This is a genomic window from Anoxybacillus kestanbolensis, from assembly GCF_001996285.1.
GTDB classification, from domain to species: Bacteria; Bacillota; Bacilli; order Bacillales; family Anoxybacillaceae; genus Anoxybacillus; species Anoxybacillus kestanbolensis_A.
Window position 1 is genome coordinate 12,839 of the sequence record NZ_MQAD01000015.1, and the last position, 25,034, is coordinate 37,872.

The following is a 25,034-nucleotide window of genomic DNA, read 5'->3' on the forward strand; positions in this document are numbered from 1 at the left end:
TTCTCACCTCACAATGCTAACGCTGCACGTAGGGCAGGAACAAATTGGCGCATATGACTTTGTTGTAAATATAAAAGAAACGCATCAACAATCGCTTTTCTCGGGTCATCCTGTTGTATTTCTGTTTTTAACTGTTTGAGTAGCTCCACAATATGATGATCGCCTGCTTCTTCAATCATCTCCTCAATAAGCGCAAGGGCACGTGTTTTTTCTGCTTGGGCATCGTGGCTTAGCAACGGCATGTCGTGCTGTAAACTATCGACAAGCGCATCAAGCCGCTCGATTAAAAAAGGGGCTAATCGTTGAAAAGGAAACGACTTTTGTTCAAACAGAGCAAAAAATAAATATTCTTTTAACATGCCATTTAACATAATGGCACAATCAAGCACATACGGACGAATACGTTCCCCGTATACATCGATAAGTGATTGAACGTACCAGTCAAATAAATGGGAACGAATGCGCAAAACAAGCGCGTGAACGTCTTCACTAACTTTTTGTGCATGATCGCCCATATGCATTTGTACAATTTCTTTATGCTGTTCAAACGCTTCAATTTGCAAAGAAAGCTGTTTTAAAAATTTTTCACGTGCTGTCAACGATCGATCAGAAGCGATACGTGCAAATTGTTGAAACAGCTGATCGTAATGATATTGAAAAATGGACAGCACAATTTCCTCTTTTGACTTAAAGTAGTTGTATAATGATCCTTTGGCTAACTGACTATGTTCAGCAATTTCTTGCATCGTTGTCGCATGATATCCTTTTTCAGCAAATAGTTTCATTGCGACTTCAATAATTTGTTCTTTTCTGCTCATGAGGCCCCATCCTTACTGTTCGTTTCTCATTTTATTATAACACAACAGGCTGACCGAATTTCAGCCAGCCTGTCTCCAATTATGCTTGTCGTTCTTTTTTCGCTTGTCGGAAGAAAAATAGTTCGTATACAACAGGAACGAGAATTAACGTCAATAACGTTGATGACGTCAATCCACCGATGACCGTAATCGCTAACCCTTTAGAAATGAGCGTTCCCGATGACTTCGTCAACGCAAGCGGAATGAGTGCGGCCACCGTCGCAAATGCTGTCATTAAAATCGGACGTAACCGCGTTTTACCTGCTTCAATAAGCGCTTGACGAATCGTCATTCCTTTTTGCTCACGATTTTGCCCGATGCGGTCAACGAGAACGATCGCATTCGTTGTCACAATTCCAATGAGCATTAATAAACCGATCATGACGCTGACGGACATCGGTTCATTCGCAATAAATAAGCCGAGCAACGAACCGATTGGAACGAACACAAGCGATGATAAAATAATAAACGGAATACGGGCTTTTCCAAACGTAATGAGCATCGTAATATACACAAGCCCAATCGCTACAACCATCGCTAAACCGAGCTGTTGGAACGTTTCTACCGTTTCATCGCTTCCGCCGCCACCTTCGAGTGAGACATCTTTTGGTAAATCAATTTCTTTTTTTACACCATTGATGACATCTTGTGTAACTTTTTGAATGTTGTCACCAACGACTTGAGCAGACACACGTGCAAACACTTTTCCATCAAGTTTTTGAATGGATGTAAATGTATCGACTTCTTGCACGTCTGCCAATTGTTTTACTGGCACTGGTCCGAACTTTGTGAAAATAAGCGTGTTTTCTAACTCTTCGATCGATGCCATTTGTTTGTCATATGACAATTGTACTGTCCGCTCTTCATCGTCTAACGTCAACGTGCCGACTTGAACCGGACGAGTTTGATCGGCGATTGTACCGAGAATTTGAAAGCCTGATACACCGTATTCCATTGCTTTATTCGTGTCGATGTTAACGACTACTTGTTTTTGTTTATCTGTAAAGTTATTTGTGACATATTTCAAATCATCGCGCGTTTTTAAGTACGCTTCTACATCTTTCGCCGCTTGTTGTAATGCATTTAAGTCGGTCGAGTACAAGTCAATATTCACGTTATTGTTTGACGGCGGTCCACCAGATTGCAATTCTTGAACGCCGACTTTTGCACCTTTTACTTCCTCATTAGCGATTGTTTCCATTTCTTTTTCCAACTTTTTAATGAACGTGCTCACGTTCGTGTCTTCTTTCAACGTAATAAAATAGTTCGCTTGGTTTTTCCGCTTTAATCCGCTACGGAAGTCACGGCTACCAATTCCTGCAGTAACTTCTTCAATCTCCTTCATCGAAGCAAACATATTTTCGATTTTTAACGATACATCGTTCGTTTTTTCTAATGGCGTAGACGATGGTAGTTCGACTGCAGCAATTAATGATTTTTGTTCTTCGTTCGGAATAAATGTAAAGCCTAACTTCGGTACGATAGCGAATGAGCCACCGAGCAATAAAACAGACAAAAACAAGACAATTTTTTTATGATCGAGCGCCCATTCAATCGCTTTACCGTAAGCTCGTTGCAACGCACCTTCTTTTTCTTCTGGCGGCACTTTTTTAAACGAAAACTTCGCTAAAATTGGAACGATCGTAATGGCCACAACGAGCGACATTAAAAGCGAAAACACAATCGTTAGCGCAAATGGTAAGAAAAACTCGCCTGTCACGCCATCAACGAGACCGAGCGGTAAAAAGACAACGACGGTCGTGATAGTAGACGATGTAATTGCCTTTAAAATTTCTTTCGTCGAGTCTTCGACAAGTTCATCTGTCATCCCGGTTTTTGACTTACGCACGCGACGGAAAATGTTTTCGATGACAACGATGCTGTCGTCAACTACTCGCCCGACCGCAACTGCCATTCCACCTAACGTCATAATGTTTAAAGAAATATCCATCCGCTGTAAGAAAATAGATGCGACTAATAACGAAAGTGGAATGGAAACAATGGCAATGATTGTGGCACGCACGTTTCGTAAAAAGACGAGCACTGCAATGGAGGCAAACAATGCCCCAAGCAATCCTTCACGCACGAGCGTTTCGACAGACTTTTTAATTCCTTCAGCAGAATCAAATCCTATTGCATAGTCTATTTTGTCTTTATATTTGTCAAGTACGTTTATCACTTTGTCCGCTACTTCAACCGTGTTCGCATCTTGCTTTTTCGTAATCGCCATCGATAAAGATGGTTGTAAGTTGTAGCGCGTAATTTCTCCTTGGTCTGTCACTGCTTCAATCGTCGCTACATCTTTCAACGTAATTTTTGTGGGAGCTTGCTGTCCACTTGCTGGTGCTCCCGGTGATGCGTTCATCAATGGAGAAGATAACGGTAAATCTTCAAGTTGTTTAATCGTTTCAATTTTTTGTTGTACGCGAATCGGAATTTGTACAGTTTCTGTTTGAACGTTTCCGGCAGGGAACGCTAAAAATTTTTCATTAATTTGTTCTTTAATTTGCGTTAAGCTTAAGCCGTATTGCAACGCTTTTTGTTTATCAACTGTAATTTGAACAATGTCTTCTTCCATCCCACCGACAGAAATGGAGTTAATGCCATTAATTTTTTTCAACTCTGGAATAATTGTATCATCCAACAGCTGTTGTACGTTCGTATCCCCTTTTGCAAATAAAGAAATATTATAAATCGGGAACGTACCAAACGAGAAACGATTCACTTTCGTCTGCACGTTTGCTGGCAAATTCGCTTCTTTCATGAGCGATTCAACTTGTCGCTCAACTTCATCCATGTCCGTGTTGAACGGAAACTCTAAGTTAATAATAGAAATACTTTCAAACGATGTGCTCTGGAGCTTCTTTACCCCTTCCACTCCTTTGAACTTTTCTTCTAACTTTGTCGTCACTTGCTCATTCATATCTTCTGGTGAAGCGCCCGGATAAATGACTTCCACAGACAATTGTGGAAACTCAATATTTGGCAACAAGTCAACTTTTAAAGAAGAAAATGAATATAGTCCGCCTAATATGAGTAGAAATGAGATGATAAATACAGCGACGGAGTTTTTTAAACTAAACCTCGTTAAAAAGTTCATCTCGCTCTTCCTTTCTTTCTCGAAATATGACCAATTGGTCGTTTTTCTACGACCATACAGTCACAATTTCACTATAATTCAATTTCCTCTCCTTTGCAACTAATAATGTGCTGTAAAAAAACGCAAAGGAGTTCCCTTTGCGCTCATTGTTGATCGACACGTTGGATCGGAATATCTTTTAATAATTGTTGTACAACATGTGCAGCCATGATGAGGCCAGCAACCGATGGAACAAACGCATTCGATGAAGGTGGTATTTTTGCCTTACGAATGGTTGCCTCATCATTTCCTACTTCCTTTCGCACGTCTTCGCGAATGACAATTGGAATTTCATCCGAGAAAACAACGGTGATGCCTTTTTTAATTCCTTCTTTCCGCAATCTCGTGCGAATAACTTTTGCAATCGGATCCGTATGCGTTTTTGAAATATCAGCAATGCGAAAACGGGTCGGATCCATTTTATTTGCCGCTCCCATGCTTGAAATAATTGGGATGTTTCGTTCTAAACATTGTTTCATTAGATGAATTTTATACGAAATCGTATCGGATGCATCAATGACGTAGTCAATATCGTACGAAAAAATTTGTTCATACGTCTCTTCTGTATAAAACATTTTTAACGCAATGACTTCGCATGCTGGATTAATGTCTGCGATGCGCTCTTTCATCACTTCTACTTTCGGACGACCGACAGTAGATAATAGCGCATGAATTTGTCTGTTCACATTTGTAATGTCAATATCGTCTTTATCGATTAAAATGAGACGTCCAACCCCTGAACGAGCAAGCGCCTCAACCGCAAATGATCCGACACCTCCAATGCCAAGAACGGCCACTGTGCTTTCGCTTAATTTTTTTAAACCTTCTTTCCCGATTGCGAGTTCATTACGAGAAAATTGATGTAACATGTTGTTCCTCCCATATGTAAGTCTTTCAATCGGATATATATGCATTGTGGCACAAATAAAGCCTTGACGTAAAGCATGTTCTTTACGTCAAGGCTTCATTCGTTTTTGTTTCCTAAGTCCCAATCGTGCCGTCGCTGATGGCCTTTGTTTTGAACCCGCTCTCTCACAGGTGGGTGCCCTGTTTCAAGCTTATGTACGTCCTCTCTATGTAAATGAGGCATGTACGCCACCTGAAAACCCGGGCTCCCGTATCACACATTGTTCGGTCAAAACAATAGGTGATACGACAAACACATCAGGACTTGTTGTTACTTGTATGTTAGCACACTTCGAACGTATTTGCAACGTTACAAATTTAGTCTACTTTTTGAACGTCTTTGATTCGCAAATGTAATTCTTCTAATTGCTCTTCGCTAACTGCACTTGGCGCTTCCGTTAACAAGCAACTCGCGCTCGCTGTTTTCGGGAAGGCGATTGTATCACGTAAATTCGAACGCCCCGCAAGCAACATGACAAGCCGGTCTAATCCAAGCGCAATTCCCCCATGTGGAGGCGTACCGTATTCAAACGCTTCTAGCAAAAAGCCAAACTGTTCACGCGCTTGTTCTTCAGTAAAGCCGAGCGTTTTAAACATTTTTTCTTGTATATCACGCTCGAAAATACGGAGTGAGCCTCCACCTAGCTCATATCCATTTAACACAAGATCGTATGCTTGCGCTCGAACGCTCGCTGGGTCTGTTTCAAATTTTGGCACATCTTCACGAACAGGCATGGTAAACGGATGATGCGCTGCATAATAACGACCTTCTTCTTCGTCGTATTCAAATAGTGGCCAATCTGTAATCCATAAGAAATGAAACGCTGATTCGTCAATCAACTGTAAATCTTTTCCTAACTTTGAACGCAATGCACCAAGCGCATCGGCAACAACCGATTTTTTATCAGCGACAAATAACAATAAGTCACCCGTTTCTGCTTCAAGTGTTTGCATCATTTGTTTTTGTTCATCTTCATTGAAAAACTTAGCAATTGGTCCTTTTAAGCCGTCTGCTTCAACTTTCAACCAAGCTAATCCTTTTGCTCCATAACGAGCGACATATTCCGTTAGCGCATCAATATCTTTACGCGAATATTTATCCGCTGCACCTTTCACATTGATCGCCTTCACTTGTCCGCCGTTTTGCACCGCGCTTGCAAACACTTTAAACCCGCAATCTTTCACTTGCTCGGATAAATCAACAAGCTCAAGTCCAAAACGCGTATCTGGCTTGTCCGAACCGTAACGCGCAATCGCTTCATCGTATGACATGCGCGGGAACGGAATAGAGATGTCGACTCCTTTTGCGACTTTCATGACGCGCGCCATCATTCGCTCGATCATTGCTAAAATATCGTCTTGACTCATAAACGATGTTTCAATATCGACTTGTGTAAATTCTGGTTGACGATCAGCACGTAAATCTTCATCGCGGAAACAACGAGCGATTTGATAATATCGTTCAAAGCCAGCGACCATTAATAATTGTTTAAAAATTTGCGGCGATTGTGGTAACGCATAAAACTCGCCTGGATGTACACGGCTTGGCACTAAGTAATCGCGCGCCCCTTCTGGCGTACTTTTCGTTAAAATTGGCGTTTCTACTTCTAAAAAGCCTTCTTCGTCTAAAAAGTCGCGAATCGCTTTCGTTACTTGATGGCGCATTTGAAACGTCTGGAACATCACCGGGCGACGCAAATCTAAGTAGCGATATTTTAAGCGAACGTCTTCGGATACATCTGTTTTATCTGAAATCGGAAACGGCGGCGTTTTTGCTTCACTTAAAATCGTCACGTGCGTCGCATGCACTTCAATTGTTCCAGTCGGTAAATTCGGATTAACTTGTCCTTCTTCGCGTTGAACGACCGTTCCTTCTACGTCTAACACGTATTCGCTACGAATTGTTTCTGCTACTTGCAACGCCTCTTTTGACACATCTGGGCTAAATACAATTTGCACAATACCTGTACGGTCGCGCAAATCGATAAAAATAAGCCCTCCGAGATCGCGACGTTTTTGCACCCATCCTTTTAAGCGCACCGTTTGACCGATCGCCATATCTGTTACTTCTCCACAATAATGCGTCCTTCCGAACATACTTTCCCCTCCTATTTCAATACGTGTTTCATATGTGAAATAAATGTGTCAAGAGGCACTTCTTGCTGTTCTCCCGTTGCCATATGTTTTACGTTAATGACACCTTTTCGCAATTCATCTTCACCTAAAATTGCAACATACGTCGCATGTAAACGGTCGGCAGCTTTAAGCTGTGCTTTCACTTTTCGATCTTGATAATCTTTTTCTGCCGAAATGCCTTCTTTACGTAGCGCAGCAACAAGCGCAACTGCTTCTTCTTTTGCTTGTTCTCCTAAAGCTACAACATAACAGTCAATTCCTTCTAAAATCGGTAACGAAATGCCCTCGGCCTCTAATGCAGCAAGCAAGCGCTCAATGCTTAAAGCGAATCCGATCCCTGGCGTTTCCGGTCCGCCAATTTCTTGAACGAGACCGTTATAACGCCCACCGCCACATAGCGTCGTAATGGCGCCAAACCCTTCTGCCTCGCTCATAATTTCAAATGCCGTATGATTGTAATAGTCTAAACCGCGCACAAGCCGTGAATCGACTTCAAATGCGATGCCAAGCTTCTGTAAATACATTTGCACTTTTTCAAAATATGTGCGCGACTGTTCATTTAAGTAATCAAGAATCGATGGTGCAGTACGCATCAGTTCGTGGTCGCGATCTTTTTTACAGTCTAAAATGCGCATTGGATTTTTATGTAACCGCGCTTGGCAATCATCACAAAACTCATGAATGCGAGGTTGGAAATGATCGATGAGCGCTTGGCGGTGCGCTTTTCTACTTTCAACATCACCTAAACTATTGATGACAAGTTTCAGCTTTTTCAATCCGAGCGTGTGGTAAATGTCCATCGCTAAAGCGATGACTTCAGCATCAATCGCAGGATCGTTACTTCCGAGTGCTTCGACACCAAATTGGACGAACTGACGAAAACGACCTGCTTGCGGACGTTCGTAACGGAACATCGGCCCCATGTAATACAATTTCACTGGCTGATTCGGGTAGCCATACATTTTATTTTCAACAAATGAGCGAACAACCGCTGCTGTTCCTTCTGGACGAAGCGTTAAACTTCGACCGCCACGATCTTCAAATGTGTACATTTCTTTTTGAACAATATCCGTTGTATCACCGACACCGCGTAAAAACAGCTCCGTATGTTCAAAAATGGGGGTGCGAATTTCTTGATAATTGTAACGACGGCAAAGTTCGCGCGCAATGTGTTCAATATATTGCCATTTTGCTGCTTGTTCGGGCAAAATGTCTTGCGTTCCGCGCGGAATTTGAAATGACATATGTTTCCCTCCTTCAGTTTTTATGCAAATAAAAATCTCCCACCCCTAATAAATTAGGGACGAGAGACGAGTTCCCGTGGTGCCACCCTAGTTGAAGCGCATGCTTCCACTTTCATCCGATAACGCCCGGAAAGCGTTCTCTCCTACTAACTGACGCGTTCAAAGAGAAACCTACGGAGTGTTCGTTCGTTAAGTCATCATGGAGAAATGCTTCCAGCCTATGGCATTTCCTCTCTGGCCATGTGTACTCTTAACTACTTTTCTCCATCATCGGCGAGATGTTGAATTTTCTTTTTATATTACGTACGAACAAACCATTTGTCAAGATGGCCTTATTTTCCGAAATACTGAAGCAATCCATTACAAATCGCCTCTGTCGCTGCTTGTTGATAGTCTTGTGACATAACAAACAACTCTTCATTCGGATTGCTTAAATAGCCAAGTTCAAGCAATACAGAAGGGCGACTATTTTCACGCAACACATGGTAATTGCCACTTCGAACCCCGCGTTGCTGAATGCCTGTTAGACGGCTCAGCGGATCAAACATCGCATTAGCGAGCGAACGATCAATTGATTTATAGTAATATATCGTTAAACCACTTGCCGTGCGGTTTAATGCGCTATCGTAATGAATGCTAATAAACGCATCTGCTTGATGTTTCCCCGCTATGTAGACACGCTCACTAAGCGATAAAAAGCGATCATCTTCGCGTGTGAAAATGACGTTCGCCCCCATTTGTTTTAGTTTTTCACCTAACAACAATACCGTTTGTAACGTTAACATTTTTTCAATTGTTCCGTTGACTCCAGTCGCCCCATAATCTTTTCCACCATGCCCTGCGTCAATGACAATCGTTTTCCCTACAATCGTTTTTTGAGAAGGCGCAGGTTTCTTTGTTACTTGAACGATCCATTCTGCGACATAACCGATCGTTTGTGCATCTACTTGTATGACGTACCATCGTCCTTCTTTTCGAATGACTGCAAACTGGTCGCCACGTTTTGCTTTAGTAATGATAGAGGACTGTGTTGAAGCAGCAGAACGAATATTTGTATTGTCATATAACATTTGGACGTATGTATTTTGTTCTGCATTTTGTTCTGTATTTTGTTCTGTGTTTTTTTCAACATTTGCTATGTATGAGCGATGCACCCAACCTTCTTTTCCATCCCAACGCACATACATCCAATCCCCTTGTATCATCGTTGCCGTTCCTTTTTCGTTACGATTGACATACCCGATGATCGCATACGTCGTTCCTGGTCCTTTACGAAGTCGTAATCCGTCTGCTTGGCATACAACAAGTTGTTGTATTTGTTTTTTCTTTTCCATCTGTTCGTTTTGCATTTGCACGTATTTGCCGTACACCCAACCTGTCCGATTCGAAGCGAGCCGAATTTGCAGCCATTCCCCTCGCTTTTGAACGACAGCATATTGCTTTCCTTTCGCTACTTTTCCTTGCACCGGAAATGTTAATCCCGGACCTGTTCGTACGTTTAATCGGTCAACAACGATGCGCACGTTCATTGCTGCTGATGCTGTTTGAAAGATCATCAAGAAACAACAACAAATGAACAATGAAGCCACGAACGTTTTTTTCATGCTGTACATCCTCCTACGTTGTCAATGGTCGCTACTTTATTTCTTCACAAATAAACAAAATCCTTCTTTGAATGAAAAGGTAGAAAAATTGGGAATAATACGAAAGACATTTGATGCGAAAGGAGATTGATCATGCGCCATAGTGAAAAAGGGGAATTTATTCATTCACAATCCCCACTTATGCACGTCGATTTTCATTCATTTATTCAAAAAGAAAATGAGCTCACATCGTTTGAACTCGCTTCTGAATTCGGCCTTACCCTCCGTGACGTACAAAAAATAAAAAAACATTTAGCACGAGGATAAGAAAAAACCGGGCTCGTCCACATGCGAGCACGGTTTTTATTTGCTTTCAACAATAAGCGTCACCGGGCCAACGTTTGTCAGTTGTACATCCATCATCGCTCCGAATATGCCCGTTTCCACCCGAATTCCTTTTTGGCGTAATTGTTCATTCAATGCTTCATATATTTGTTTCGCATGCTCCGGTTTTGCAGCATCCATAAAGTTCGGTCTTCTTCCTTTGCGACAGTCTCCGTACAGCGTAAATTGCGAAATTGATAAAATCGCTCCACCAACATCTAAAAGGGATACGTTCATTTTTCCGTGTTCATCTTCAAATATGCGCAAATGAGCAATTTTATCGGCAACAAATGCTGCATCTTCCTCCGTATCATCATGCGTAATGCCAACTAGCAAAACAAGCCCAAAATCAATTTCTCCGACTACTTCGCCAGCTACTGTGACTTTTGCATCTTTTGCGCGTTGAACGACAACTCTCATGGCGACAACCCTTTCTAATTCATGATCCGTCTAACTGAATAAATATCTGGAATTTGTTTAATGCGCTCCACCACTTTTTGAAGATGACTTACGTTATGAATAAAAATCGTCATATGAATCGTTGCCATTTTATTACGATGATCCGTTCTTCCAGATACAGCAGAAATGTTCGTTTTCGTCTCATTGACAGCTTGCAACACTTCGTTCAGCAAGCCACGTCGATCATATCCAGTAATTTCGATGTCGACTGTATATTCCCGTTGACAGTTTGCCCCGCTCTCCCATTGCACAGGAATAAGTCGCTCTTTTGCTTCTTCAACAAGCACGTTCGGGCAATCGGCACGATGAACAGAAACGCCACGTCCTTTTGTAATAAAACCGATAATTTCATCACCAGGCACCGGATTACAACAACGTGACAAACGAATAAGTAAATTATCTACTCCTTCCACGCATACACCAAAATCGCGTTTTTTCATTGGTGTGATGGTTTTCGCCTCTTGGAGCATGTCCGACAAGCGTTTCGCTTGTTCTTCTAAATCGCGTTGTTTTCGCCACTTTTCAGTTAAACGATGCGCGACTTGAGCAGCGGTAATGCCGTTATATCCAACAGCAGCATACATATCTTCTTCGTTAGCAAAATTAAATTTTTCCGCTACCCGTTTCATATTTTCAACAGTGAGCACTTCTTTGACATCAAAACCCATGTTGCGAATTTCTTTTTCGACAAGCTCTTTTCCTTTTTCAACGTTTTCTTCACGGCGTTGCTTTTTGAAAAATTGGCGAATTTTATTTTTCGCATGTGATGTTTGGGCGATTTTTAACCAATCTTGACTTGGGCCATATGAATGATTGGACGTCAAAATCTCAACGATGTCTCCCGTTTGAAGCGGATGATCGAGCGGAACCATTTTTCCGTTCACTTTTGCTCCAATTGTTTTATTTCCGATTTCTGAGTGAATGCGATACGCAAAATCAATCGGCACCGAACCGGCTGGAAGCTCAATGACATCACCTTTTGGCGTAAAAACAAACACCATATCGGAAAATAAATCCATTTTCAACGTTTCGACAAACTCTTCTGCGTTGTTCGTTTCGTTTTGCCACTCAACAATTTCGCGAAACCATGCTAGTTTTTCTTCAAACGTATTCGGTCGAATCGTCTTTCCTTCTTTATACGCCCAATGGGCAGCAATTCCAAATTCCGCAATATGATGCATCTCAAACGTCCGAATTTGCACTTCAAGCGGTTCGCCTTTTGGTCCGACAACGGTCGTATGAAGCGATTGATACATATTTGGCTTCGGCATGGCAATATAGTCTTTGAAACGTCCCGGCATCGGCTTCCAACACGTATGAATAATGCCGAGAACAGCGTAACAATCTTTAATACTTTCAACGATAATGCGCACAGCGAGCAAATCGTAAATTTCGTTAAATTGTTTATTTTGCAACACCATTTTCCGATAAATGCTGTAAATATGTTTTGGACGTCCAGAAATTTCGGCCTGAATCCCGACTTCCTGTAACCGTGCACGCATTTCTTGGATGACTTCTTCTAAATATTGCTCACGTTCTGCCCGCTTTTTCTTCATCAAATTGACGATGCGATAATATTGTTGCGGATTTAAATAACGGAGCGCTGTATCTTCAAGCTCCCATTTAATTTTTGAAATTCCAAGCCGATGGGCAAGCGGAGCAAAAATTTCAAGCGTCTCATTCGCAATCCGGCGTTGTTTTTCGATCGGCAAATGTTTTAATGTGCGCATGTTGTGCAAACGGTCCGCCAACTTAATTAAAATGACTCGTATATCTTGCGCCATCGCTAAAAACATTTTGCGATGATTTTCTGCTTGTTGTTCTTCATGCGATTTATATTTAATTTTTCCGAGCTTCGTTACACCATCAACGAGCATCGCTACTTCTTTTCCAAATTCTCTTTCTAAATCTTCTTTCGTCACATGTGTATCTTCAACGACATCATGTAAAAATCCAGCCGCAATTGTCGCAGGGTCCATTTCTAAATCGACTAAAATCCCTGCCACTTGAATCGGATGAATGATGTATGGTTCCCCAGACTTCCGATATTGCTCGCGATGCGCTTCTTTTGCAAACTCATATGCCCGTTCAATAAACTGTACATCTTCCTTCGACAAATAACGGCTCGCCTTTTCAATTACTTGTTCTGCCGTTAATACTTGTTCATTTGCCATGCAATCACCTTTGTTTTAAACGTATTGACAATATTATCATGAAAATTTTCTCAAATGTAAAGAGCAATGATGCGAAAAAGAGGAGCGTTTTGCCCCTCCTTCCTTAAAATTGCATTAGCGTTAAAATATCGTATCCTTTCAACTTTTCGCGACCTTCTAAATATGTTAATTCAATCAAAAATGCAATCCCAGCGACAATGCCGCCGAGCTGTTCAACGAGCTTAATCGTCGCCTCAATTGTTCCGCCAGTTGCTAACAAATCGTCTGTAATAAGGACGCGCTGACCTGGCTTAATCGCATCTTTATGCATCGTTAATACATCCTTGCCGTATTCTAAACCGTATTCGACACGAATGACTTCGCGAGGTAATTTTCCTTCTTTACGGACAGGAACAAATCCAACACCGAGCGCATAAGCAACTGGACAACCGATAATAAAACCACGCGCTTCTGGTCCAACAACGACATCAATTTTCTTTTCACGTGCGTAATTGACGATTTGATCTGTTGCGTACTTGTACACTTCCCCTTTATCCATAATTGTTGTAATATCTTTAAATTGAATGCCTGGTTTTGGGAAATCAGGAACAATCGTGACGTATTGTTTTAAATCCATTGACATTTTCCTCCTCATACAATGAATCAAACCAACGTTTCAGTTGGGAATAAGATGAGTATAAAAACATATGCTCGAGCTCTGCCTGCGCTTGTTTCAATCGGTAAGAAGGCGATTCCGTTAAATCCCGTTTTTGGACATCGCGAGCTAAAGAAACGATTCCGTTTTCAACAGTTATAAAGCCAAGCTCTTTAAACACTTGAATCATAAATAAAATCGTTTCTTTTGTCCATCCGCGCGAGCGAGCTAAGTCATCAGCGTAACGTCGCACATCAAACGGGCTACGCTTATGCAAAAAGGAATATAACCACTTAAAATGTTCACGCGTTGGCAATACGCTAAAGAAGTGATTCTCCCTTTGATAGAATAACGCATAAATGCGTTCAGGTAAACTACAACTTAATAAAACTTTAACGATTTGCTGTGACGGAGGCAAATCAAGAAAAACAATATACTTTCCACCTACATCAATTACCGCTTCTTGTTCGTGCGACACATATACAATTTCATCTGCATATGCCGACAATTGCAATGCGTCTACTGTGTCGCGATGAAAAGCGATCAATAACCGCTTTTCTTTCGGTAGCGATGCCATGAACTTACTTGGATGACGAATGTGACGCATATCAAACAATTGCCACTCATTCACTGCTATATCTTGAATCATTAACTGCGGCTTTCGAAAGTTGTTCCATTCGTTAATAGCAAGTTCCCCTACGATCGAAAGACGAACGTTCGGTGCAATTTCGTCACCGATGTTGCCAAAACCGAATCCGATCGCTTCTAACGTTTTTCCGTCTTCCGTTAACAACAGTTTTAAGTGGTTTTGATCCGTTCCAATTTTTCGCAACGTATCGAGTTGCACATGTTGGAAAAGGACACGCGGCTTCGGATTCCCCATTCCAAACGGTGCAAGCCGATTCATTTGTTCGATAAGTTCAAGCGAAACGTCTGGGATGGAGCAACATAAATCGATGTGAGTGATAGGAATGAAATGTTCGTCCGTTAATTGTTGCTCCGCTGCTTCGTTTAGGCGACGACGTAATTCATCTACATCATGAAAAGAAAGCGTCATTCCGGCCGCCATCGGATGCCCGCCAAAATGCGGCAAAATATCGCGACAGTTTGACAAGTTCGCAAATAAGTCGAATCCCTCAATACTTCGCGCTGATCCTTTGGCTATTCCTTTTTCTTGATCAATGCTTAACACGATCGTCGGACGATAAAACTTTTCGACTAAACGAGATGCCACAATGCCAATAACACCGACATTCCATCCTTCTTTCGCCACAACTAATACACGATCATCTCTATAATGTTGCTCGACAAGTTGAATCGCTTCTTCGGTTATCTCGTTAACAAGTTGTTGACGTTCGCGGTTCATTGCATCAATTTGCTCCGCTAGCATGTCCGCTTCGTGTGCATCTGTCGTCAACAACAGCTGAACAGCTGGATCAGCGCAATCGAGACGTCCGGCGGCATTAACGCGCGGACCGATCATGAAAGCAATCGTATCTTCTGTCACCGCTGTATGTGATACGCCACATTGTTTACAAAGTGCCTGTAAACCGAGACGGTTCGTTTGACGAAATTGTTCAATGCCCAACCGAGCGAGTAAATGGTTTTCGTCTTGAAGCGGAACGAGATCGGCAATTGTCCCGATTGCAACAACGTCCAACCATTCATACGGCACGCGCCCGATAAGCGCATGAGCAAGCTTAAATGCTACGCCGACGCCAGCTAAATGTTTAAACGGATAATTCGGGCTTATTTTCGGATGGATCGTTGCGTACGCTTCCGGTAGTACCGGACCAGGTTCATGATGATCGGTAATAATTAAATCGATCCCAAGCTGTTTCGCTACGTTGGCTTCATGTAAAGCAGAAATGCCTGTATCGACTGTAATGATAAGCGAAACACCTTGTTGTTTTGCTAGTCGAAACGCTTGTTCATTTGGTCCGTATCCTTCTGTAAAACGATTCGGAATGTAAAAAGACACATTCGCTCCTTTTTCTCGTAATGCGCTGACCATGACGACTGTACTGCTTACTCCATCGGCATCATAATCACCGAAAACGAGAATATGTTCATCGTTTGTAATCGCTTTCTCTATTCGCTCAACCGCTTTTTCCATATCGTTTAATAAAAATGGTGAGTGAAATGATTGCTTTCGCTCAAAAAAAGAACGAGCGGCTTCAACGGTATGGTAGCCGCGGCTAACAAGCAATGAGGCAACGAGCGGAGTGATATGTAGCGCTTGCGCAATCATTTGCACTTGTTGCTCGTTTACTTGTTGAATATTCCAACGGGTTTTCGATGCTAACATGTCATTCACCCCTCAACCTTTTTATTATACAAAACAATAGGCTGAGGGGCAATTCATTGTTCATCGTACCGATTAATATGCACCATCACATTATGCACTTGCGGAAACGTCAGTAGCTTTTCTTTCACCCTTTTCCCGATCTCATGCGCTTCTAAAACTGTTAAATGTGGTGACACAGCAATTTTTAAATCGACAACAACATAATGCCCATGTTGACGAGCATAAAGTGAATCAATGCGTTTCACTTCAGAAAATGACAAAACCGCTTCGCGCAAGTTCACCGTCTCTTCTTCGTGCCACACATGATCAAGCGCATGATGAATCGACTCTGCTCCTAACTGCCACGCCACTTTTAAAACGAGGAGCGAAACGAATAGCCCTGCAACGGGATCTGCATAAACGAGCCATGGTGCATGTAATGTTTCACCTAACATCGCGGCAACAATGCCAATGCATGCAGCAATCGAAGAAAAAACATCCGAACGATGCTCGTACGCATTAACGATAATCGCATCGCTTTTAATTTTTTTCCCTAACGCATATTTATAGCGAAACATCGCTTCTTTTACGATGATGGATAAGATGACCGCATATACAGCTATCATTTTCGGCGGTTCAATCGGGTGAAAAAATGAAGAAAAAGAAGATGTTCCAATTTCTATTCCGACGAGAAAAAGCAAAACCGCGACAATAATGGCAGCAATCGATTCCGCCTTCCCGTGTCCATACGGATGATCGTCATCAGGCGGTTGTTTTGCCGCCCGTAACCCAATCCATACCGCAAGTGAGCCTGCTACGTCAGAAGCGGAATGTACCGCATCAGCCATAAGCGCCTTACTGTTTGCGATCATCCCAATCCATCCTTTGATAACTGCTAAAACAACGTTGCCAACAACACCAACCATCGCGGCAAATTGAGCTTGGCGAAAGCGCGCTTGTTCATTCACCCCATTCGCTTCCTTTCCCTTTTGTTTTTTTTAGTGTATCCTATTCACGCCACGAAAAAACGTCGCGGCATGCGCCACGACGTTATACTTCTGGTTCTGCTTCTAGTTGGTCGCGTTTTTGCTTTCCTTTTTTCAATTGCTTTGCTTTCCAAACGAGCCACAGCTGTGCAGCAATGAAAAGCGAAGAATATGTGCCGGAAATTAAACCAGCAAGCAATGCGAATGAGAAATTGCGAATCGCTTCACTACCGAACAATAAAAGTGCGACAACAGTAAACACAACGGTTAAAACCGTATTTACAGAGCGTCCAAATGTTTGTTGTAACGCTTTGTTGACGACATCTTTTAAATCGTCAACCGTTTTTACTTTCCGCTTTTTCATCAAATAGCGAATGCGGTCAAATGTGACAATTGTGTCGTTAACGGAATAACCTACGATCGTTAACACAGCAGCGATAAATGTTAAATCAACTTCTAAACGTGTTAAGCTGAAGAACGCGATGATAAAAAACGCATCATGCAATAGCGCAACAATAGCTGCAATCGCCATATACATTTCAAAGCGAACCGTTATGTAAATGATGATACCGATAGATGCAATGAGTACGGAAATAAACGCATTGCGCGCCAATTCTTTTCCGACTGTCGGCGATACGGTACTTACGTTCGGTTCTACCCCGTATTTTTCTTTAAAATGCGATTTTAACTTTGAAATTTCTTTTTGATCAAGTACCCCGAGAAAACGCACAATCGCCATTTCGTTGTTATTGCCAGACAGGACAATATCTTTCGGTTCGAGTTGCAATTGTTTTAACTCTTGCTTCACTTCTTCGGTCGTTAATGATTTTTCGCTCATTAAATCAACGCGCGTACCACTAGAGAAATCGATTCCTAAATTTAATTTAGCCGTTAGCAATAATACAAGCCCGATAGCAAACATGGCCCCTGAAATGATGAAAAATAGTTTGCTTCGTTTCACAAAATCAAGACGTGCAAACTTCGTCGGCACATCTGTATCATCTGTCACTTTCGCAATATCTAACACGTCTTTTGGATTAACGCCAAAATAATGTGGTTTTTTATCGAATAAGCGACTTTTCACAAGCAAACCGAGCAAGAGACGCGTACCATATACCGCTGTAATAAAGCTCGCTAAAATGCTAATAATGAGCATTGTCGCAAATCCTTTAACAGAGCTCGTCCCGTACGCAAACAAAACAACACCGGCAATGATCGTTGTAATGTTTGCATCTAAAATCGTGCCGAAAGAACCGCGATTACCGATGCGATATGCTGACATGAGCGATTTTCCGAGCTTTAATTCATCTTTGATGCGCTCGTATGTAATAATGTTTGCATCGACTGCCATCCCAACACCTAAAATAAGTGCCGCAATGCCCGGTAACGTCAATACACCATTCATCCAATCGAAAACAAGTAAGATCAGATAAATATATACACTTAATGTAACAACAGCGACAATTCCTGGAAGACGATAAAAAATGAGCATAAACAAAAAGACAAGGGCAATGCCGATAATGCCAGCAAAAATTGTTTTTTGTAACGCCTGTTCACCGAACTGGGCACCGACCGATGTTGAATAAATTTCTTTTAACTCAACAGGGAGCGCTCCTGCGTTTAATAAATCAGCTAATTGTTTTGCTTCTTCAACAGTGAAATTTCCAACGATTGAAACGTCTGTCTGGTTGAACACTTCGTTCACTTGTGCTGCCGAAATAAACTTCGGATGCTCTTTTCCTACTTCTTTTGCGTATGAGTCAACACCTTCTTTGAAATCGAGCCAAATGACAAGCACGTTGTTCGGTGCCATACTTAATACTTTTTGTGTCACTTCTTTAAACTTGTTGGCGTCTTTTAATTGAATGGCAACGCTTGGTTTCCCTTTATCGTCAAACGTTTGTTTCGCGCCCCCTTCAACGAGGTCGCTCCCATCCATTAACACGTTATCGTGTACATCGCGAAATGTTAACTTCGCCTCTGTAGATAAAATTTCACGGGCCTTATTTTGATCTTTCACTCCTGCTAATTGAACGCGAATACGATCGTTTCCTTCTACGTCAATGCGTGGTTCGCTCACCCCAAGCACGTTAATGCGTTTATTTAGGGCACTAACTGTGCTAAGCAACACGTCTTTCGTAATTTTTTCTCCTTCTTTTGTCGGCTTCACTTCATATAAAATTTCAAAGCCACCTTGCAAGTCTAAGCCGAGTTTGATGTTTTTTACAATTTTCTCCGCTGTTGTTCCCATCATGCCGCCTAGTAAAACGACAAGAAGGAAAAAAGCAATGATGCGACTACGTTTTACCATAAAAATCCTCCTCTATTCTGGTATCTACCAGAATTTTTACCAACAAAACAAATTATGAATGACAGTACACTTTCTGTCAATTTCCAAACGAACAATTAAAACAATTGTTCTAACTCCGAAAGCCCTTCTTCTGTAAACCAATGATCATGTTTTTGTTCCTTTTGAACGACATATGCCATGTAATCACTTGCACGCAATGATAAAATGTCGTTAACAAGTTCAAACAGCCGCTTTTCTTCTTTGTTTTTTTTCCATTTTTTCACCATCAAACAATTCCATACATCTTCAATCGTCGCTTGCTCATAACCGAGCAATTTTAGTTCATCTACTTTACTCTGTAGCGCTGGCATTAATTGTTTTCGATCCACATTCATCTCCCCCATTTTGTCATGCTTGGCCAACATGTGCATATATTTCATTGTATAAAAGATGACCTCATTTGAGAAGGTAGGGAGGAACATGTCCAAATTTTTGAAAGGAACGATCATTTTAATTGTTGCAGGATTGTTGACGCGCATACTCGGTTTTATTAATCGCATCGTCGTTGCTCGTCTCATTGGTGAAGAAGGCGTCGGTTTATATATGATGGCAGTTCCGACACTTGTATTAGCCATTACGATTACACAGTTCGGCCTCCCTGTCGCCATTTCAAAACTTGTCGCCGAAGCAGAAGCGGTGGGCGACAGACGAAAAGTAAAAAAAATATTAGTCGTGTCTTTATCCATTACAATTGTTTTAAGTATGATCTTTTTTCCAGCTCTACTTGCCATTGCGCCTGTTCTTTCTCAAACGTTATTTACAGATGCACGCGTTTATTATCCGCTCGTTGCCATTGCACCAGTCGTCCCAATCGTCGCTGTATCTTCCGTTTTGCGGGGATATTTTCAAGGAAGACAGCAAATGAAACCATATGCGTATTCTCAATTGCTTGAACAAGCGGTCCGCATCACGCTTATCGCTGCTTTTACAACCGCTTTTTTGCCGTATGGTATCGAATATGCCGCAGCAGGGGCGATGGTTTCTGCGGTCGTTGGGGAGTTTGTATCGCTCGTTTATTTATTCATTACGTTTAAACGAAAAAAGCCGATTCGCATTCGTTATCGCTTTTTCGCTTACGTAAAGGAAGGAAAGGATACGTTCGTTTCACTTATGCGCATTGCTGTACCTACGCTTGGGAGCCGAATGATTGGATCAATCGCCTGGTTTTTTGAACCAATTGTCGTGGCACAAAGTTTGGCGCTTGCTGGCATCACTGCAACCCATGCGACAAAACAATATGGGGAGCTGACTGGATACGCCCTGCCCCTTTTAATGCTTCCATCATTTATTACATATGCGCTCGCCACTTCACTCGTTCCGGCTATTAGTGAAGCGGCTGCTCAAAAGCAACACCGACTCATCGAGTATCGTTTGCATCAAGCTGTGCGGCTATCCCTTTTAGCTGGAGGGCTATCGATTGTTGTGTTGTACGTATTGGCGGAAGAAATAATGCAATTGATGTATGGTGCGAATGGAGCTGCAATTTTTGTTAAAGTGATGGCTCCGTTTTTCATCTTTTATTACTTGCAAGGCCCACTGCAAGCTGTGTTGCAGGCACTCGACTTAGCGAAAGAGGCGATGACAAATAGTTTGATCGGTGCCATCGTGAAAACAGCACTTATTTTTTGGCTCGCCTCTCAACCATCGCTCGGCATTATGGGGGCTGCGCTCGCCATCACCGTTGGCATCATGGTTGTTACATTATTACATGCAGCAACGATCGTGAAAGCTATATCACTCTCTTTATACGTTAAACAATACATCGCCCATTTTCTCGTCATCGTTTCTGTTGGAACAGTTGGACATTGGCTCGTTCCGCTTTTGCCATTTTCATTGCTTACAAAAACAATTGTCGCAATCACAGTTATGGCGTTCGTATATCTCGCTCTTGCTCAATCGTTTCGGCTCATTGAAAAAGATGAGTTCCGCCAATTATTTCGTTAATCACTCATCTTTTTCATCAATATAAAACGTTCCATCTTCATATGTACAATATGAAATGTGATCGATCTGCTCATATCCACGTTTTTTTAGTTGTTCGATTAACCATGCAGCTGTTCGATTGATGAGCGCTAAATGTTCTTCTTGAATGACGCCGTCTTTAATAAGCGGCAACGCTAAAGACGGTGTTTCCTTTTTTCCTCTTTCTTTTTCAAATACAGACAGTTTACCAGACGGCTCTAAAATGGCGAACTCGACATCAGCAACGTTTTTAATATTTTTTTCCCGCAACTGAATAAGTAAATCATCAAAATTGTATCTTTGCTTTCGCATCGCTTTTTCATCGATTTTTCCGTTGTTAATAATGACCGTCGGTGATCCATCGACGAGGCGGCGAAACATTTCACTTTTTAAAGAAAAATACGCAAAAGCAATTTGAGCGGTTGTCAATACAATCATCGGTACGACCGTGTGAAAAATCGGATCTTTCGGCTGCTCGATTGCAATGACGGCCATTTCCCCAATCATGATAAACACAACTAAGTCTAAAATGCTTAACTCCCCGATCTCTCTCTTTCCCATCATACGAAAAATAAATAAAATGACACCGTACAATAGTAACGTTCGAAAAATAATCGTGACGTACTCCACATTCATTCCTCCTCGTTTGTTGCTACGTTTTTATTCTAAACAAATAGACAACCGAATATGTTTGTACTAAATGCAGGAAGGAGGGTTACGAATGATTCGTGCTATTTTTTATGGGGTTATAACAATTTTTATAAGTGCTATCATATGCAGCTTTATATTCGCTCTTTTGTTGAAGTTGACAAGTTATGACGAAACATCATTGCAATGGGTGATGCACGGCCTCGCATTTTTATCATTGTTTTTTGGTGGGTTTATTGCAGGTGGAAAAGGGAAAACGCGCGGCTGGATGCTTGGCGGGGCAACGGGTGTCATTTTTACAACCATCATTTTTTTATTTCAATTTCTCGGCATGGATCAAACGTTTTCAATTGAACAATGGGGATACCATGCTGGATTTCTCATCACAGCCATCATTGGCGGAATGATCGGCGTCAACGTAGCGACATCTCGCTCACGAAGCGCATAAAAATAAGACAGGCAACAAACCTGTCTTATTTTTCATTGACGACTTCACGAATAGCCGCACGATCGTATGTAAGGCGCGAACCGTCGCCCGCGCGAATAACGACCGTATTTTCATCAAGTGAATCGATGATGCCATGCAATCCGCCAATCGTAATGACTTTGTCTCCTTTTTGCAAATTTGCCTGCATTTGTTGAACAGCCTTTTGGCGTTTTTGTTGCGGGCGGATAAGCAAAAAGTAAAAAATCGCAAAGAATAAAATAAGCGGTAATAAGCTTGCTAACGTCTCCATATTTTCACCCCTTTCTAAAAGTTTTTCGCGTTCGGCTTATTGAAACCGTATTGTTCAAAAAACTGTTCTCGGAAATCGCCAAGGCGATCTTCGCGAATCGCTTGTCGCACTTGCTCCATTAATTTTATCAAAAAGTACACATTATGGTAAGAGGTTAGGCGAATACCGAATGTCTCATCGCATTTAATTAAATGACGAATATACGCCCTTGTATAATTACGGCAAGTATAACAATCGCAATTCGGGTCAAGCGGTGTAAAATCGCGCGCATATTTGGCGTTTTTAATGACGACGCGACCTTCGCTTGTCATCACTGTCCCATTGCGACCAATGCGCGTCGGTAGTACGCAGTCAAACATATCGATACCGCGAATCGCCCCATCGATGAGAGAATCTGGCGAGCCAACTCCCATTAAATAACGCGGTTTATTCGCTGGCAATAATGGCGTTGTAAACTCTAACACCCGATTCATTACTTCTTTCGGTTCACCAACGGACAAGCCGCCGACTGCATATCCTGGGAAATCGAGCGACACTAAATCTTGCGCGCTTTGTTTGCGCAAATCTTCAAACTCCCCGCCTTGCACAATGCCGAATAGTCCTTGCTCATTCGGACGCTGATGCGCTTTTAAGCACCGCTCCGCCCAACGGCTCGTTCGCTCAACTGACCGCTTCATATACTCATACGTAGCAGGATACGGTGGACATTCGTCAAACGCCATCATAATATCAGATCCAAGCGCATTTTGAATTTCCATCGCTTTTTCTGGCGATAAAAATAGTTTATCGCCATTTAAATGGTTGCGGAAATATACTCCCTCTTCTTCAATGCGGCGAAACTCACTTAAACTAAATACTTGAAATCCACCAGAGTCCGTTAAAATACCGCGATCCCAATTCATAAAGGAATGGAGCCCGCCTGCTTCTTTGACGATATCATGCCCCGGTCGAAGCCATAAATGATATGTGTTACTTAAAATGACGCCTGCTCCCATTTCCTTCAATTCCTCAGGTGAAAGCGTCTTTACAGTCGCAAGTGTACCGACAGGCATAAACATCGGTGTTTCAAACGAGCCGTGCGGCGTATGAAGAATACCGAGGCGCGCCCCCGTTTGTTTACATGTTTTAATGAGTTCGTAACGAATTGGTGTCACATATAGTCCCCTTTCTCAACTTATATAATGAGCATTGCATCGCCAAAGCTAAAAAACCGATAACGCTCTTTTACTGCTTCTTCATAAGCGCGCAACACATGCTCTCGACCTGCTAGCGCACTAACGAGCATAATGAGCGTCGACTTTGGCAAATGGAAATTTGTAATCATGCCGTCAATTGCACGAAACGTATAACCCGGATAAATAAAAATGTCCGTCCAACCGCTTTCAGCGACAAACGTTCCATCGTGACGGGATGCAATCGTCTCCAACGTGCGTGTTGAAGTCGTCCCAACAGCGATAATACGTCCGCCTTGCGCTTTCACATCGTTCAGCAATTGCGCAGTTTGTTCTGACATTTGATAAAACTCTGCATGCATATCATGTTCTTCAATGTTTTCTACATTCACAGGACGAAACGTCCCTAATCCGACGTGCAACGTAATGAAGGCGAGATGTACCCCTTTTTTCCGTACATCTTCAAGAAGTTGCTCTGTAAAATGTAACCCTGCTGTCGGAGCCGCAGCTGATCCTGCTTCACGAGCATAAACCGTTTGATATCGTTCGCGGTCATGAAGTTGTGCTTTAATGTAAGGAGGAAGCGGCATTTCGCCAAGCGACTCAAGCACTTCAAGAAAAATACCATCATACGAAAACGAAAGAATGCGTCCACCATGTTCGAGCTCCGCGACACATTCCGCACGTAAACGACCGTCACCAAATGAGATGATCGTTCCAACTTTTACACGCTTCGCTGGCTTGACAAGCGTCTCCCATTGATCGCCATCGAGCTGTTTCAATAAAAGCACTTCGATATGCGCCCCTGTTTCTTCTTTTTCTCCATATAGTCGGGCTGGCAATACGCGCGTATCGTTTAAAACAAGGCAATCGCCTTCTTTCAAATACGATAAAATAGAACGAAATGTTGGCTCATGTGTCACTTCGCCTGTTTTTTTATCGAGCACCATAAGGCGTGATGCTTCACGATTCGGAAGCGGAGTTTGTGCAATGAGTTCTTCTGGTAAATAAAAATCAAATAAATCGATTTTCATATTCGCGTCCCTTTCTTTATTGTATTAACGAAAACGGCCGATAATATAAAAAATAAGCGATAAAACGACACTTAAAATAACAGATGTCATGATCGGGAAATAAAATGTTGCGTTTTCTTTTTTGATGACGATGTCTCCTGGTAATCGACCAAGTTTCACAAATTGCATCAAAAAACCGACGATGATAAGAACGACACCAATCAGCATGATTGTTTTTGGTAGGTTCGTCATTGCGGCACCGTTACAGAAAACTTACAAGACTTTATAAGAAACCTATAAAAGTCTATGTTTCCTTCCTTGTTCATCGCGCCCGATTTTGCCGAAGCTACTCTCGTTTCTTTG

Annotated in this window: 21 protein-coding genes, 1 other RNA gene and 1 other annotated feature; of the genes, 3 read left to right on the forward strand and 19 right to left on the reverse strand. The window is 42.1% G+C overall.

Annotation, left to right across the window (positions count from 1 at the left end; genetic code table 11):
- Positions 1-8 precede the first annotated feature (8 nt).
- From BO219_RS09610 to BO219_RS09640, 7 genes are all read right to left on the reverse strand, one after another.
- Positions 9-818, reverse strand: a complete 810-nt coding sequence (locus tag BO219_RS09610; RefSeq protein ID WP_077429368.1) for a TetR/AcrR family transcriptional regulator — start codon at positions 816-818, stop codon at positions 9-11.
- 79 nt (positions 819-897) lie between these two features.
- A complete protein-coding gene (locus BO219_RS09615) occupies positions 898-3,957 on the reverse strand; it encodes an efflux RND transporter permease subunit (protein ID WP_077429369.1) in 3,060 nt (1,019 codons plus the stop codon).
- Positions 3,958-4,100: 143 nt separating this feature from the next.
- The gene (locus tag BO219_RS09620; RefSeq protein WP_077429370.1) at positions 4,101-4,865 is read right to left on the reverse strand and encodes a tRNA threonylcarbamoyladenosine dehydratase; all 765 of its coding nucleotides are present in this window, start codon (positions 4,863-4,865) and stop codon (positions 4,101-4,103) included.
- Between the two features lie 112 nt (positions 4,866-4,977).
- Positions 4,978-5,170: non-coding RNA, 6S RNA (ssrS, locus tag BO219_RS09625), on the reverse strand.
- A 50-nt stretch (positions 5,171-5,220) separates the two neighbouring features.
- Complete coding sequence (gene aspS / locus BO219_RS09630) at positions 5,221-6,999, reverse strand: aspartate--tRNA ligase (protein ID WP_077429371.1); 1,779 nt, start codon at positions 6,997-6,999, stop codon at positions 5,221-5,223.
- Between the two features lie 11 nt (positions 7,000-7,010).
- Positions 7,011-8,282: a histidine--tRNA ligase gene (gene hisS / locus BO219_RS09635; RefSeq protein WP_077429372.1), complete on the reverse strand. Its 1,272-nt coding sequence runs from the start codon at positions 8,280-8,282 to the stop codon at positions 7,011-7,013.
- A gap of 52 nt (positions 8,283-8,334) precedes the next feature.
- Positions 8,335-8,562: a binding site (T-box leader), on the reverse strand.
- A 52-nt stretch (positions 8,563-8,614) separates the two neighbouring features.
- A complete protein-coding gene (locus tag BO219_RS09640) occupies positions 8,615-9,886 on the reverse strand; it encodes an N-acetylmuramoyl-L-alanine amidase family protein (protein ID WP_077429373.1) in 1,272 nt (423 codons plus the stop codon).
- A gap of 132 nt (positions 9,887-10,018) precedes the next feature.
- On the opposite strand from BO219_RS09640, the gene BO219_RS14675 reads away from it, so the two are divergent.
- Positions 10,019-10,192, forward strand: coding sequence for a hypothetical protein (locus BO219_RS14675; RefSeq protein ID WP_006320494.1), 174 nt, complete (start codon positions 10,019-10,021; stop codon positions 10,190-10,192).
- A gap of 36 nt (positions 10,193-10,228) precedes the next feature.
- Here the strand turns inward: BO219_RS14675 and dtd are convergent, their stop codons facing one another.
- From dtd to BO219_RS09675, 7 genes are all read right to left on the reverse strand, one after another.
- Positions 10,229-10,669: a D-aminoacyl-tRNA deacylase gene (gene dtd / locus BO219_RS09645; protein WP_077429374.1), complete on the reverse strand. Its 441-nt coding sequence runs from the start codon at positions 10,667-10,669 to the stop codon at positions 10,229-10,231.
- 14 nt (positions 10,670-10,683) lie between these two features.
- The gene (locus BO219_RS09650; RefSeq protein ID WP_077429375.1) at positions 10,684-12,882 is read right to left on the reverse strand and encodes a RelA/SpoT family protein; all 2,199 of its coding nucleotides are present in this window, start codon (positions 12,880-12,882) and stop codon (positions 10,684-10,686) included.
- Positions 12,883-12,985: 103 nt separating this feature from the next.
- Positions 12,986-13,498: an adenine phosphoribosyltransferase gene (locus BO219_RS09655; RefSeq protein WP_004889284.1), complete on the reverse strand. Its 513-nt coding sequence runs from the start codon at positions 13,496-13,498 to the stop codon at positions 12,986-12,988.
- Complete coding sequence (recJ, locus tag BO219_RS09660; RefSeq protein WP_077429376.1) at positions 13,464-15,824, reverse strand: single-stranded-DNA-specific exonuclease RecJ; 2,361 nt, start codon at positions 15,822-15,824, stop codon at positions 13,464-13,466. Before recJ ends, BO219_RS09655 begins: the two co-directional genes overlap by 35 nt.
- Positions 15,825-15,877: 53 nt before the next feature.
- On the reverse strand, positions 15,878-16,771 hold the full coding sequence (locus tag BO219_RS09665; protein ID WP_077429377.1) for a cation diffusion facilitator family transporter: 894 nt from the start codon (positions 16,769-16,771) through the stop codon (positions 15,878-15,880).
- A gap of 82 nt (positions 16,772-16,853) precedes the next feature.
- Entirely contained in the window at positions 16,854-19,100 is a 2,247-nt protein-coding gene (gene secDF, locus BO219_RS09670) for a protein translocase subunit SecDF (protein WP_077429378.1), read from the reverse strand.
- Between the two features lie 95 nt (positions 19,101-19,195).
- Positions 19,196-19,474, reverse strand: coding sequence for a post-transcriptional regulator (locus tag BO219_RS09675; protein ID WP_216366178.1), 279 nt, complete (start codon positions 19,472-19,474; stop codon positions 19,196-19,198).
- Between the two features lie 85 nt (positions 19,475-19,559).
- On the opposite strand from BO219_RS09675, the gene spoVB reads away from it, so the two are divergent.
- Positions 19,560-21,083, forward strand: a complete 1,524-nt coding sequence (gene spoVB, locus BO219_RS09680) for a stage V sporulation protein B (protein WP_077429379.1) — start codon at positions 19,560-19,562, stop codon at positions 21,081-21,083.
- Here the strand turns inward: spoVB and BO219_RS09685 are convergent, their stop codons facing one another.
- Positions 21,084-21,737: a DUF421 domain-containing protein gene (locus BO219_RS09685; protein WP_216366179.1), complete on the reverse strand. Its 654-nt coding sequence runs from the start codon at positions 21,735-21,737 to the stop codon at positions 21,084-21,086.
- A gap of 85 nt (positions 21,738-21,822) precedes the next feature.
- On the opposite strand from BO219_RS09685, the gene BO219_RS09690 reads away from it, so the two are divergent.
- Complete coding sequence (locus BO219_RS09690) at positions 21,823-22,197, forward strand: TIGR04086 family membrane protein (protein WP_035019982.1); 375 nt, start codon at positions 21,823-21,825, stop codon at positions 22,195-22,197.
- Between the two features lie 25 nt (positions 22,198-22,222).
- On the opposite strand, the gene yajC is transcribed toward BO219_RS09690, so the two are convergent.
- Genes yajC through BO219_RS09710 form a run of 4 tightly spaced genes read right to left on the reverse strand, consistent with a single transcriptional unit; the run spans position 22,223 to position 24,923 of the window.
- Positions 22,223-22,486: a preprotein translocase subunit YajC gene (yajC, locus tag BO219_RS09695; protein WP_077429381.1), complete on the reverse strand. Its 264-nt coding sequence runs from the start codon at positions 22,484-22,486 to the stop codon at positions 22,223-22,225.
- Between the two features lie 14 nt (positions 22,487-22,500).
- Complete coding sequence (tgt, locus tag BO219_RS09700; RefSeq protein WP_006320469.1) at positions 22,501-23,640, reverse strand: tRNA guanosine(34) transglycosylase Tgt; 1,140 nt, start codon at positions 23,638-23,640, stop codon at positions 22,501-22,503.
- A gap of 20 nt (positions 23,641-23,660) precedes the next feature.
- Positions 23,661-24,692: a tRNA preQ1(34) S-adenosylmethionine ribosyltransferase-isomerase QueA gene (queA, locus tag BO219_RS09705; protein WP_077429382.1), complete on the reverse strand. Its 1,032-nt coding sequence runs from the start codon at positions 24,690-24,692 to the stop codon at positions 23,661-23,663.
- A 24-nt stretch (positions 24,693-24,716) separates the two neighbouring features.
- Complete coding sequence (locus tag BO219_RS09710; protein ID WP_012574396.1) at positions 24,717-24,923, reverse strand: DUF2905 domain-containing protein; 207 nt, start codon at positions 24,921-24,923, stop codon at positions 24,717-24,719.
- Between the last annotated feature and the right edge of the window lie 111 nt (positions 24,924-25,034).